The following is a 13,697-nucleotide window of genomic DNA, read 5'->3' as shown; positions in this document are numbered from 1 at the left end:
CCATGGCAAAACTGTCACTTCGCAACGTACAGAAAACCTACGCCGGCGGCACGCAGGTCGTGCACGGCATCGATATGGAAATCGCCGACGGTGAATTCATCGTCATCGTCGGCCCGTCGGGCTGCGGCAAGTCCACGCTGCTGCGCATGGTCGCCGGCCTGGAAACCATTACCGGCGGCGAGATCCATATTGGCGACAAGGTGGTGAACGACCTGGAACCGGCCGAGCGCGACATCGCGATGGTGTTCCAGAATTACGCGCTGTATCCGCACATGAGCGTGTATGACAACATGGCCTATGGGCTCAAGATTCGTGGCATGCCGAAGCCCGAGATCGAGCAGCGCGTGAAGCATGCCGCGGGCATCCTGGAACTGGCATCGCTGCTCGACCGCAAGCCGCGCCAGCTCTCCGGCGGCCAGCGCCAGCGCGTGGCCATGGGGCGTGCGATCGTGCGGGAGCCTGCCGTGTTCCTGTTCGACGAACCGCTTTCGAACCTCGACGCCAAGCTGCGTGTGCAAATGCGTCTGGAACTGAAGGATCTCCATCGCCGCCTGGGTACCACCAGCCTGTATGTGACGCACGACCAGGTGGAGGCCATGACGCTGGCTGACCGCATGATGGTGCTCAATGGTGGCCGCGTGGAGCAGATCGGCACGCCGCTGGAGGTGTACGCGCGACCGGCCAGCACGTTCGTGGCGGGCTTCATCGGCTCGCCGCCGATGAACCTGGTGCCGGTGGCGCGAAACGGGGCCGGGCAGGCAGCGGGACAGGGCAGTGCGCAAATGCGCGTGGTGCCCAAGGACGGGCAGGGCGGCACCGCGACGCTGGGCCATCTGCCGATGGGTTTGCATCTGCCCGAGCAGGCGCTGATGGGTCTGCGTCCCGAGCATATCGAGCCGTGCGCGGCCCACGATGCCATCGCGGAGGTCGATGTGCGCGTGGTGGAGGCGCTCGGCGCGGACTCGTTTGCGTACGGAGCGCTCGGTGGCCAGCCGGTTGTGGTGCGGCTCGACAGCCAGATGCACGTGCGCAGTGGCGATCGCCTGCCGGTCACGGCATCGCCCGAACATCTGCACTTCTTCGATGTGAGCTCCGGCAAGCGGATCGAGGCGCACGCATGAGCCAGGCGGCCGCGACATTCCCGACGGTGGATATGGCCAACTGGCCGTATCCGAGCCATATCGCCCACCGCGGTGCCGGCAAGCTGGCGCCCGAGAATACGCTCGCCGCGTTCCGGCACGGTGCGTCGTTCGGCTACCGGATGTTCGAATTCGACGTGAAGCTGTCTGGCGATGGCAGGACGGTGCTGATGCACGATGCCACGCTGGATCGCACGACGTCCGGCACGGGGCGCGTCGATGCGCTGACGCTGGGTGAACTGGCCGGGCTGGATGCCGGCGCCTGGCACAGCCCGGGCTATGCGGGTGAGCCGATTCCGACGCTGGCGGCCATCGCCCGCTACACGCGTGCCAACGGTTTCCTCGTCAATATCGAGATCAAGCCAGTACCGGGTCATGAATATCGGACGGGTGCGGCCGTGGCGCTTGATGCACTTTCGCTCTGGCAAGGTGCCGATGTCCCGCCGTTGCTGTCGTCGTTTTCCGAGGAGGCGCTGGAGGCCGCTCGCAAGGTGGCGCCGACCGTGCCACGTGCGCTGCTGCTGGACAAGCTGCCCGCCGATTGGCTGGACCGCCTGCGCAGGCTTGACTGCGTCGCGCTGGATTCGAATCACCGCGAACTCGACGCGGCGGTCATCGCCCGGGCACACCAGGCTGGATTCAAGGTGTTGTGCTACACGGTGAATGACGTGACGCGCGCCGCGGACTTGCTGTCCTGGGGGTTGGACGGCCTGATCACCGATGCCGTCGACCAGATTGCCGCGCAGCCTTGACCTGTTGTGTCTTGATTTTGCATCACGAAAAGTCCCCACGATTTCTAGGCAAACGTGCTATGCTTTCGCGAGTGAAGACTTAGGTCCTTCCCCGCACAACTTGCCCTTTCGGGCCCGGCGGTGAGACCCAAAAACAGGCGGCGCCCAAGGCGCCGTCCGTTTAAGGTAGCGCTGTCGTGGCTCCCAAGAGTTGTTTGCAATCCGCTAACCGGTCAAGCCGTGTCGCGGAAGGTTGATGAACCCGCTTAACTCCGGCATTCCCGGAGAATAGTGAGCGCCCCATGATGCAGCAGTATCAGAGCAATTCGTACCTCTTCGGCGGCAACGCCCCCTATGTGGAAGAGCTGTACGAGGCCTATCTCCAGAATCCCAGCTCGGTTCCCGACAACTGGCGCTCGTATTTCGACGCGATGCAGAATGTCCCGGCTGTGGATGGTTCCAACGCCCGCGATATCCCCCACGCACCGATCGTCGCCTCGTTTGCCGAGCGCGCCAAGCAGGGCCCCATCAAGACTATTGTTGCCTCGGCCGATTCCGATATGGGCCGAAAGCGCGTCGCTGCCACCCAGCTGATCGCCGCCTACCGCAACATTGGCACGCACTGGGCCGACCTCGATCCCCTAAAGCGCCAGGAGCGTCCGCCCCTGCCTGACCTGGATCCGGCGTTCTACGGTTTCTCCGAGGCTGACCTCGACATCGTCTTCAATGCCAGCAACACGTATTTCGGCAAGGAGTCGATGAGCCTGCGCGAGCTGCTCAACAACCTGCGCGAGACCTACTGCGGCACCATCGGCGCCGAGTTCATGTACGTGAGCGACCAGGCGCAGAAGCGCTGGTGGCAGGAGCGCCTGGAAACCACGCGCTCCAAGCCGGTGTTCACGCTGGAGAAGAAGAAGCACATCCTCGACCGCCTGACCGCGGCCGAAGGCCTGGAGCGCTTCCTCCACACCAAGTACGTTGGCCAGAAGCGTTTCTCGCTGGAAGGCGGTGAAAGCTTCATCGCCGCGATGGACGAACTGATCCAGCACTCCGGTAGCAAGGGTGTGCAGGAAATCGTGATCGGCATGGCCCACCGTGGCCGCCTGAACGTGCTGGTCAACACGCTGGGCAAGATGCCGGCGGACCTGTTCGCCGAATTCGAAGGCAAGCACGTTGACGACCTGCCGGCAGGCGACGTGAAGTACCACAAGGGCTTCTCGAGCGATGTCTCGACCGAAGGCGGCCCGGTTCACCTGTCGCTCGCCTTCAACCCGTCCCACCTGGAAATCGTCAATCCGGTGGTCGAGGGTTCGTCGAAGGCCCGCCAGGAACGCCGTGGCGAAGCCGGTCACAAGGAAGTGCTGCCGGTGCAGGTGCACGGCGACGCCGCCTTTGCCGGTCAGGGCGTGGTGATGGAGACGCTGAACCTCGCGCAGACCCGTGGCTACGGCACGGGCGGCACGATGCACATCGTCATCAATAACCAGATCGGTTTCACCACCTCCGACCCGCGTGACGCGCGTTCGACGCTGTATTGCACGGACGTGGTCAAGATGATCGAGGCGCCGGTGCTGCACGTGAACGGCGACGATCCCGAGGCCGTGGTGTACGCCATGCAGCTCGCGGTGGATTTCCGCATGGAATTCAAGAAGGACGTCGTGGTCGACGTCATCTGCTTCCGCAAGCTGGGTCACAACGAGCAAGACACCCCGGCTATGACCCAGCCGCTGATGTACAAGAAGATTTCCCAGCACCCCGGCACGCGCAAGCTGTACGCCGACAAGCTGGCGGCCCAGAATCTGGTCGGCGCAGACTTCGGCGACGAGCTGGTCAAGGAATACCGCAACGCCATGGACGCGGGCAAGCACACGGTTGACCCGGTCCTGTCGAACTTCAAGAACAAGTTCGCCGTGGACTGGATGCCGTTCCTGAATCGCAAGTGGACGGACGCCGCCGACACCGCGGTGCCGGTGACGGAACTGAAGCGCCTGGCCGAGCGGATCACCGCGATTCCCGAGCACCTGAAGTTGCATCCGCTGGTGGACAAGGTCGTCAAGGACCGTGCCAACATGGGTCGTGGCGACCAGTTGCTGGACTGGGGCATGGGTGAGCACCTGGCCTTCGCCTCGCTGGTGGCATCGGGCTACCCGGTGCGCATCACCGGCCAGGACGCCGGCCGCGGTACCTTCACGCATCGTCACGCCGTGCTGCACGACCAGGCCCGCGAGCGCTGGGATGCCGGCTCCTATGTGCCGCTGCAGAACGTATCCGAGAATCAGGCCCCGTTCACCGTGATCGACTCGGTGCTGTCCGAAGAAGCCGTGCTCGGCTTCGAATACGGCTACTCGACCGCGGAACCGAATGCGCTGGTGATCTGGGAAGCCCAGTTCGGCGACTTCGTGAACGGCGCCCAGGTGGTGATCGACCAGTTCATCTCGTCGGGTGAAGTGAAGTGGGGCCGCGCCTCGGGTCTGACGCTGATGCTGCCGCACGGCTACGAAGGCCAGGGTCCGGAACACAGCTCGGCCCGTATCGAGCGTTTCCTGCAACTCTGCGCGGACCACAACATCCAGGTTTGCCAGCCGACCACGCCGGCCCAGATCTTCCACCTGCTGCGTCGCCAGATGATCCGTCTGTTCCGCAAGCCGCTGGTGATCATGACGCCGAAGTCGCTGCTGCGTAACAAGGATGCGGTGTCGCCGCTGTCCGACCTGGCCAAGGGTCACTTCGAGACGGTCATCCCCGATCACGAAGAACTGAACGCCAGCAAGGTCAAGCGCGTGATCATGTGCTCGGGCAAGGTCTACTACGACCTGGTCAACACCCGCAAGGAGCGTGGTGCCACCGACACGGCGATCGTCCGCCTGGAACAGCTGTACCCGTTCCCGCACAAGGCCGTGGCCGCGGAACTCAAGAAATATCCTGGCGCGACCGAAATCGTGTGGTGCCAGGATGAGCCGCAGAACCAGGGTGCCTGGTTCTTCGTGCAGCACTACATCATGGAAAACATGACGGAAGGCCAGAAGCTCGGTTATGCCGGTCGTCCCGCCTCGGCTTCGCCGGCGGTGGGCTACTACGCAAAGCACAACGAGCAACAGAAGGCGCTGCTGGACGCTGCGTTCTCCAAGCTCAAGGGCTTTGTTCTGACCAAGTAATTAGACGACCCCCACGGCGACGCGCAAGAGCGCGCGCCGTGGGGGGCCTGCCTGACCATACACGCATACATCGAGGAAATTCCAAACCATGGCTATTGTTGACGTCAAGGTTCCGCAACTGTCTGAATCGGTCGCCGAAGCGACCATGCTGAACTGGAAGAAGAAGCCGGGCGAAGCTGTTGCCCAGGACGAGATCCTGATCGAGATCGAGACCGACAAGGTCGTGCTGGAAGTGCCGGCCCCCGCCGCCGGCGTGCTGTCGCAGATCGTCAAGAACGACGGTGATACCGTCGTGGCAGACGAGCTGATCGCCAAGATCGACACCGAAGCCACTGCTGGCGCCGCTGCCCCCGCAGCTGCCGCGCCGGCTCCGGCCGCCGCACCGGCGCCGGTTGCCGCTGCCCCCGCTGCCCCCGCTGCTGCCGCTACCGGCGCAAGCGGCATCGCCATGCCGTCGGCTGCCAAGCTGATGGCCGAAGGTGGCCTGACCGCCGGTCAGGTAGCCGGCACGGGCAAGGATGGCCGCATCACCAAGGGTGACGTGCTGGCCGCCGGCTCCGCCCCGGCCCCGGCCGCCAAGGCTGCGCCGGCTCCGGCCGCCGCCAAGCCTGCGCTGCAGCAAGTGTCGGCCCAGGTGGACTTCGCTGCCCTGGGTGACCGTCCGGAAGAGCGTGTGCCGATGAGCCGTCTGCGCGCCCGTATCGCCGAGCGCCTGATCCAGTCGCAATCGACCAACGCCATCCTCACCACGTTCAACGAAGTGAACATGAAGCCGGTGATGGATCTGCGTGGCAAGTACAAGGACCGCTTCGAGAAGGAACACGGCGTGAAGCTGGGCTTCATGTCGTTCTTCGTGAAGGCTGCCGTGCACGCCCTGAAGAAGTACCCGATCATCAACGCGTCGGTGGATGGCAACGATATCCTGTATCACGGCTACTTCGACATCGGTATCGCCGTGGGCTCGCCGCGTGGCCTGGTGGTGCCGATCCTGCGCAACGCCGACCAGATGAGCCTGGCCGATATCGAGAAGAAGATTGCCGAGTTCGGTGCCAAGGCTCGCGACGGCAAGCTGTCGCTGGAAGAGCTGACGGGCGGTACGTTCTCGATCTCGAACGGCGGTACGTTCGGTTCGATGCTGTCGACCCCCATCATCAACCCGCCGCAATCGGCCATCCTGGGCGTGCACGCCACCAAGGACCGCGCCGTGGTGGAAGACGGTCAGATCGTGATTCGCCCGATGAACTACCTGGCCATGTCCTACGACCACCGCATCATCGATGGTCGCGAGGCTGTGCTGGGCCTGGTGGCGATGAAGGAAGCGCTGGAAGATCCGGCTCGCCTGCTGCTGGACCTGTAAGCCGTCCGTCTTTCCCCTGAGTTGAAGGACCTCGTGTCTCCCGCCGCCCGCTGAGCCGGGCGGGTGGGAGTGCGTCGTCCAAAAGGAATTTCCATGAGCAAACAATTCGACGTGCTGGTGATCGGCGCCGGCCCTGGCGGCTACATCGCTGCGATCCGCGCTGCCCAGCTGGGCCTGAACGTGGCCTGCTGCGAAGGCAACGCCTACGACGATCCCAAGGGTGAACCGCGCCTGGGTGGCACCTGCCTGAACGTGGGCTGCATTCCGTCCAAGGCGCTGCTGGCTTCCTCGGAAGAGTTCGAGAACGCCGCGCATCACCTGGCCGACCACGGCATCACCGTGGGTGACGTCAAGGTGGACGTGGCCAAGATGCTCAAGCGCAAGGACGACATCGTCGGCAAGATGACCAAGGGCATCGAGTTCCTGTTCCGCAAGAACAAGGTGACGCTGTTCAAGGGCTACGGCAAGTTCATCGGCAAGGCTGCCGAGGGCTTCCAGGTCGACGTGGCTGGCGAGGTCGTGACCGCCAAGCAGGTCATCATCGCCACGGGCTCGAAGGCCCGCCACCTGCCGGGCGTGCCGGTGGACAACAACCTCATCAGCGATAACGAAGGTGCGCTGAAGTACCCGACCGTGCCGAAGAAGCTGGGCGTGATCGGCGCTGGCGTGATCGGCCTGGAACTGGGCTCCGTGTGGCGCCGTCTGGGTGCGGACGTGACCGTGCTGGAAGCGCTGCCCGCATTCCTGGGCGCTGCCGACGAAGGCGTGGCCAAGGAAGCGCAGAAGCTGCTGACCAAGCAGGGCCTGAAGTTCAGCCTGGGCGTGAAGGTCAACGAAGTGAAAACCGGCAAGGACAACGTCTCGGTCAGCTACACCGACAAGGATGGCAACGCCCAGACCCTGGAAGTGGATCGTCTGATCGTGTCCGTGGGCCGCGTGCCCAACACCGACAGCCTCGGCCTCGAAGCCGTGGGCCTGGCGGCGGATGCACGAGGTTTCATCGAGGTGGACGACCACTGCCAGACCAAGGTCCCGGGCCTGTGGGCCATCGGCGACGTGGTGCGCGGCCCGATGCTGGCACACAAGGCCGAGGACGAAGGCGTGGCAGTGGCCGAACGTATCGTTGGCCAGAAGCCGCACATCGACTTCAATACGGTACCGTGGGTCATTTACACGTTCCCGGAAATCGCGTGGGTCGGCAAGACCGAGCAACAGCTGAAGGCTGAAGGCCGCGCGTACAAGTCGGGTCAGTTCCCGTTCATGGCCAATGGCCGTGCACTGGGCATGGGTGCCTCGGACGGCTTCGTCAAGATGCTTGCGGATGCCAAGACGGACGAAATCCTGGGCGTGCACATCGTGGCCGCCAACGCGTCGGACCTGATCGCCGAAGCCGTAGTGGCAATGGAGTTCAAGGCCGCCAGCGAGGATATCGGCCGTGTGTGTCACCCGCACCCGTCGATGTCGGAAGTCATGCGCGAAGCCGCGCTGGCTGTCGACAAGCGTCAGCTCAACATGTAAGGCTTTTGCCTCACAATGCGTGAGCATCGGCGCGCCGCAAACAGCGGCGCGCCGTTTTCACTTGCAGCGCCGGCGCGGATAACTTCCGTCGCCGTCCCAGTGTGAACCCAGAGCATGAACGTCACCGAGTATTACGAGCAGGAACTGAAGCAGCGCGGCTACCAGTCCGATGAAGCGCAATTGCGCGCCGTCGCGCGCCTGCAGCAGTGCTACGACGAATGGGTGGCCTACAAGAATCGGCGCAACAATGCGCTGAAGAAGTTGCTGGTACACCCGGATGTGCCCAAGGGCGTCTACATGTGGGGCGGGGTAGGGCGTGGCAAGTCGTTCCTGATGGACAGCTTTTACTCCTGCGTGCCAGTGGTGCGCAAGACGCGACTCCATTTCCACGAATTCATGCGCGAGGTGCATCGCCAGCTGGAAGAGCTGCGCGGCCGGCCGGACCCCCTCGATGAGCTGGCCAAACGCATCGCGCGACGCTTCCGCCTGATCTGCTTCGACGAATTCCACGTGAATGACGTGGCAGACGCGATGATCCTGCATCGCTTGCTGCAGCAGTTGTTCGAAAACGGCGTGCAGTTCGTGATGACGTCCAACTATCGCCCGGACCTGCTGTATCCGGACGGCCTGCACCGGGACCGCGTGCTGCCGGCCATCGAACTGCTGCAGCAGAAGCTCGACGTGCTGAACGTCGACGCTGGAATCGACTACCGGAAACGCGCGCTGGAGCAGGTGCAGGCGTACCACACGCCCCTGAACCGCGAGGCCAGCGCGGCGCTGCGCGATGCATTTGTGGGGATCGCCGGGACAGCAGACGAATCGCCGATCCTTCATATCGAGCATCGTGAGCTGAAGGCCCTGCGCAAGGCCAATGGCGTGGTCTGGTTCGACTTCGCCACGCTGTGCGGCGGTCCGCGTTCGCAGAACGACTACCTTGAACTGGCTTCGCAGTTCCATACGGTGATTTTGTCGGACGTGCCGAAGATGACGCCGCGGATGTCGTCGGAGGCACGCCGGTTCACGTGGCTGATCGACGTGTTCTATGATCACAAGGTCAAGCTGCTGATGTCCGCCGAGGTGCCGGCCGACGAGCTGTACACCGAGGGCCAGATGGCCAACGAATTCCATCGGACCGTCTCGCGGATCATCGAAATGCAGTCGCGCGAATACCTGGAGTCCGAGCGCCGGACGATGGACACGACGCTCACCTGAATGGGGAGCTGGCCCTGATTCTGGTCAGGTGTGTTGTCTGCAGGGAACGAACCTGAGTCCGTTCGGGCGGACTTGATTTGCATCAAGGTGTATGGCGCGCGCGTTACCTAGTATCCACTAGGTAATAAAAGCGCGCCATGCCGTCCATACCTACTAGCCCCCTCGCGCCCGCCGGCAGTCTGCCGGTCACTCCGACAGCCACTCCGCTGTCAGTCCCGTTTTCAGTCCCATCCGCCCCGGCTCGCACTTACGGCCCGGATCGCGATTCGGGTGCGCGGGTCGCTACCGCATTGCAGTCGGCGGTATCGCTTTCCCATTCCTCTACCGATCATTGTTTTCATTGCGGCCAGCGCCTGGAGCGGGGCGACACACCATTCGTTGCCGATATCGACGGCACCGCACGCGCATTTTGTTGCGGTGGTTGTCAGACGCTGGCGCTGACGCTTCATGCAGCTGGATTCGGTCATCTTTATGGCGACGTCACTCGCTTTGCGCGGCCGATCGATGCCGAGGCACGTCGCGAGGTCGAACCTGTCTGGGCAGCTTACGACACGCCGGAACTGCGTAGTCAGTTTGTCCGGGCGCTGGGCGATGGCCGTGTCGAGACCACGCTGGCACCAGAAAACATCAGGTGCGCCGCCTGTGCCTGGCTGATCGAGCAGCAACTGGGGCAGCTGCCGGGAGTGGAATCCGCAGTCGCCAATGTCGCCACGCGCCGCGTCGTAGTGCGATGGCAAGAGGCGCAGCAAAGCGTTTCCGGGCTGCTGGCCACACTGGCCGACATCGGCTACATGGCATGGCCGTTCGAGGTCTCCCGTACCGATCAGCAGGATCGCCGCGAACGCCGCAGTCTGCTGATGCGCATGGCCGTGGCAATGCTCGGCATGATGCAGGTGATGATGTATGCGTGGCCGCTCTATACACACGAGGCCACGATCGAACCCGGCCAGCTCCAGTTGATGCGCTGGGCGAGCTTCGCGCTGACGGTTCCTGTCGTTTTCTATTCTGCTTTTCCTATCTTTGCCGGCGCCTGGCGCGGCTTGCGTCAACGCCATATGGGCATGGATGTGCCCGTGGGCATCGGTGTGGCCGCCGGCTTTGTCGCCAGTGCGATAGCCACCGTTCGTGGCGTAGGTGAGGTCTATTTCGATTCGGTGACGATGTTCGTCGCCTTCCTTTTGCTGGCACGCTATCTGGAGTTGCGCGTACGCCAGGCCTCGCGCAGCGGCGCGGAGATGCTCGCGCGGCAGTTGCCGGCGACTTGCGAGCGTCTGGCGCAGGCAGGGGGCATCGCCGAGCGGGTGCCCGTGGCGCGGTTGCGCGCGGGCGACCGTATCCGTGTGAAGGCTGGTGAGATTGTTCCGGCCGACGGCGTGGTCACGGATGGTGCGAGTGAAGTCGACGAATCCATGCTGACAGGCGAGGCACGTCCCGTGCGGCGCGAGGCAGGCGATTTGGTGCTGGCGGGCTGCTTCAATACGTCCAGCCCGCTGGAACTAACGGTCCACCGTATCGGAGCGAATACACGACTGGCGGAAATAGTCGCCGTGCTGGACCGTGCGCTGGCGGAGAAGCCGCGCCTTGCGCTGCTTGCAGATCGTGTGGCGGGCTGGTTTGTGGGCACGTTGCTGGCCATGGCGGCGGTCACGGGCCTGGTCTGGGCGCTCTGGATCGATCCGTCGCGGGCCCTGCTGGTGACTGTGGCGGTGTTGGTGGTCAGTTGCCCCTGTGCGTTGTCGCTGGCAACTCCCGCCGCCCTTGCAGCCGCCGGTGCTGCGCTGTCACGGCGCGGCGTGCTGCTGACGCGGGCCCATGCGCTGGAGACCCTTGCGGGCGTCACCGATGTGGTTCTCGACAAGACGGGGACGCTGACGGAAGGACGCTTCGCCGTGGTATCGACGGACCTGAAGAGCGATCTCGACGAACACGCCTGCCTCTGTATCGCCGCGGCGATGGAGCGGGGTGGGGAACATCCCATCGCACGCGCATTCATCGAAGCTGGCGGCATCGCCGACCCGCTCCAAGTCAGTGGCCTGCGCAACTTGCCCGGGCACGGGCTGGAGGCCCATGTCGGCGAGCGGATCGTAAGGCTTGGCCGACGTGATTTCGTGAGCGGGCTCGCTCTGGCATCCAGTGTCTGGGCCGGCGATGAAACCGCGGAAGGTCCTGAGGCTCGGGACGCGCACCCGGGCGCGACCGAAGTGTGGCTGGGGGGCACGGACGGCATGCTGGCGCGCTTTCTTCTGGCCGATATCGCACGCGCACAGACTTCATCACTGCTTCGTGCGCTACGCGAACTTGGCGTGCGCTGCCACCTCGTGTCAGGCGACAGCAGGCATTCGGTGCGCTGGTGGGCAAACCATTTCGGCATGGAGACGGCCGTCGGCGCCGTCACTCCCGAGGGCAAGCGCGACTATGTCACCAACTTGCAGCGCCGAGGCGCGATGGTGCTGGCGGTGGGAGACGGGATCAACGACGCTCCGGTGCTGGCCCAGGCCCAAGTATCGATTGCAATTGGCGGTGGCGCACCGCTTGCACAGGCAGGCGCAGACGCCGTGCTCACCCATGGAGGTGTCGCCGAAATCGCCACGGCCATTGCGACGGCCCGTCATGCACGCCGCGTGGTGCGTCAGAACCTTGCCTGGGCATTTCTGTACAACGTAGTGGCCGTTCCGTTGGCGGCCACCGGTCACGTCACGGCGTGGATGGCCGGCATCGGGATGTCGGTGTCGTCACTGCTGGTCGTGGCCAATGCATGGCGGCTGCTGCGCATGCCGCGTGAATGGCCCGAGAGGGAGTCCTGAATGGAAACGCTGTACCTGCTGGTGCCGATGAGCCTCGTGCTCGTTGCGCTGATCGCCGGCGCGCTGTGGTGGGCCTTGCATGCGGGCCAGTATGACGACCTCGATCGTCCTGGCGAAGCCATCTTGCTCGACAACGACAAGCCATGAGGTCAGCCGCAGAGTACGTCGTCCGCGTTGCAGTTGGGCGCATTGACAGGTCAGTTTGGGGACGGTTCCGAAGTGGGGTTCGCAACTTGACTGATATCAAAACGACGCGCGCAGCGATTCCCTAAAGTCACACTGTCAATAGGTTTATTCTTACTTAGCTTGGGGGTCTGAATGGATGTCACCACCGCGTCTCAACGCGTCGACACCTTCAATTACGGTGTCGTACGGCAGTTTGCCGTCATGACCGTGGTATGGGGGATCGTCGGCATGGCCGTCGGCGTTCTGCTGGCGGCGCAACTGATCTGGCCGGAGCTCAACTTCAATACGCCGTGGCTGTCGTTCGGCCGCCTGCGGCCACTGCATACCAACGCGGTGATTTTTGCTTTCGGCGGTAGCGCGCTGTTTTGCACGTCCTACTACGTGGTGCAGCGGACGTGCCAGGCGCGGCTGTTCTGTGGCCCGCTCGCGGCATTCACATTCTGGGGCTGGCAGGCGGTCATTCTGGCCGCCGCGATCACGCTGCCCATGGGCATTACGTCCTCCAAGGAGTACGCGGAGCTCGAATGGCCGATCGACATTCTGATCACTCTGGTCTGGGTCGCATACGCCGTTGTTTTCTTCGGCACCATCATCAAGCGCAAGACCCGCCATATCTACGTCGCGAACTGGTTCTTTGGCGCGTACATTCTCACGATCGCCATCCTGCATATCGTCAACAACATCGAGATGCCGGCATCGCTCTGGAAGTCTTACTCCGCCTATGCCGGCGTGCAGGACGCGATGATTCAGTGGTGGTACGGGCATAACGCGGTGGGCTTCTTCCTGACCACCAGCTTCCTTGGGATGATGTACTACTTCATCCCGAAGCAGGCTGAGCGTCCCATCTACTCGTACCGGCTGTCGATCGTCCACTTCTGGGCGCTCAACTTTACCTACATGTGGGCCGGCCCCCACCACCTGCAATACACCGCGCTTCCGGACTGGGCACAGTCTCTGGGCATGGTGTTCTCGCTGATCCTCCTCGCTCCGTCGTGGGGCGGCATGATCAACGGGATCATGACCCTGTCTGGCGCCTGGCACAAATTGCGCACGGACCCAATCCTGAAATTCCTGGTGGTGGCGCTGTCGTTCTACGGCATGGCCACGTTCGAAGGCTCGATGATGTCGATCAAGACCGTGAATGCGCTGTCGCACTACACGGACTGGACGATCGGGCACGTGCACTCGGGTGCGTTGGGTTGGGTGGCGATGATCTCCATCGGATCGCTTTACTACCTGATTCCGCGCCTGTTTGGCGAAAGGCAGATGTACAGCATTCGACTGATCGAGTGGCACTTCTGGATTGCGACGATCGGCGTGGTGCTCTATATCGCCTCGATGTGGATCGCGGGCGTGATGGAAGGCCTGATGTGGCGCGCTACGCAGCCAGACGGCACGCTGACCTATGCCTTCGTGGAGGCAGTCAAGGCCAAGTACCCGTTCTACCTGATTCGATTGCTGGGCGGTCTGTGCTTCTTGGCCGGCATGCTGGTCATGGCCTACAACGTGGCACGCACCATTGCCGGCAAGCCGGCAGTGGATGCACCGATTCCGGCCAATCTCCCGGCCTCCGCCCATTGATCGCCGAGGATTTC

Annotated in this window: 9 protein-coding genes; all 9 read left to right on the top strand. The window is 63.4% G+C overall.

All coding sequences use genetic code 11. From position 1 onward, the window contains the following. Positions 1 to 2: 2 nt before the first annotated feature. The 9 genes from BLR29_RS01950 to ccoN all read left to right on the top strand — a co-directional run bounded on the left by BLR29_RS01950 (position 3) and on the right by ccoN (position 13,683). Complete coding sequence (locus BLR29_RS01950; protein WP_092134217.1) at positions 3 to 1,121, top strand: sn-glycerol-3-phosphate import ATP-binding protein UgpC; 1,119 nt, start codon at positions 3 to 5, stop codon at positions 1,119 to 1,121. Positions 1,122 to 1,153: 32 nt separating this feature from the next. Next, complete coding sequence (ugpQ, locus tag BLR29_RS01945) at positions 1,154 to 1,891, top strand: glycerophosphodiester phosphodiesterase (RefSeq protein WP_092135377.1); 738 nt, start codon at positions 1,154 to 1,156, stop codon at positions 1,889 to 1,891. 281 nt (positions 1,892 to 2,172) lie between these two features. Beyond that, entirely contained in the window at positions 2,173 to 5,025 is a 2,853-nt protein-coding gene (locus tag BLR29_RS01940) for a 2-oxoglutarate dehydrogenase E1 component (protein ID WP_092134216.1), read from the top strand. An 88-nt stretch (positions 5,026 to 5,113) separates the two neighbouring features. After that, the gene (gene odhB, locus BLR29_RS01935) at positions 5,114 to 6,382 is read left to right on the top strand and encodes a 2-oxoglutarate dehydrogenase complex dihydrolipoyllysine-residue succinyltransferase (RefSeq protein ID WP_092134214.1); all 1,269 of its coding nucleotides are present in this window, start codon (positions 5,114 to 5,116) and stop codon (positions 6,380 to 6,382) included. Positions 6,383 to 6,475: 93 nt separating this feature from the next. Next, positions 6,476 to 7,900: a dihydrolipoyl dehydrogenase gene (lpdA, locus tag BLR29_RS01930; protein ID WP_092134212.1), complete on the top strand. Its 1,425-nt coding sequence runs from the start codon at positions 6,476 to 6,478 to the stop codon at positions 7,898 to 7,900. A gap of 114 nt (positions 7,901 to 8,014) precedes the next feature. Further along, positions 8,015 to 9,112, top strand: coding sequence for a cell division protein ZapE (gene zapE, locus BLR29_RS01925; protein WP_092134211.1), 1,098 nt, complete (start codon positions 8,015 to 8,017; stop codon positions 9,110 to 9,112). A gap of 137 nt (positions 9,113 to 9,249) precedes the next feature. Next, positions 9,250 to 11,916 carry a heavy metal translocating P-type ATPase gene (locus tag BLR29_RS01920; protein ID WP_092134209.1) on the top strand — a complete coding sequence of 889 codons (2,667 nt, stop codon included), beginning with the start codon at positions 9,250 to 9,252 and terminating at the stop codon, positions 11,914 to 11,916. Further along, the gene (gene ccoS / locus BLR29_RS01915; RefSeq protein WP_092134208.1) at positions 11,917 to 12,063 is read left to right on the top strand and encodes a cbb3-type cytochrome oxidase assembly protein CcoS; all 147 of its coding nucleotides are present in this window, start codon (positions 11,917 to 11,919) and stop codon (positions 12,061 to 12,063) included. A gap of 171 nt (positions 12,064 to 12,234) precedes the next feature. Then, entirely contained in the window at positions 12,235 to 13,683 is a 1,449-nt protein-coding gene (ccoN, locus tag BLR29_RS01910; protein ID WP_092134206.1) for a cytochrome-c oxidase, cbb3-type subunit I, read from the top strand. Positions 13,684 to 13,697 lie beyond the last annotated feature (14 nt).

It is taken from the genome of Cupriavidus sp. YR651, from assembly GCF_900101625.1.
Taxonomy (GTDB): domain Bacteria; phylum Pseudomonadota; class Gammaproteobacteria; order Burkholderiales; family Burkholderiaceae; genus Cupriavidus.
Note: the sequence above shows the minus strand (reverse complement) of the source record. Positions and strands in the feature narration are given on the sequence as shown.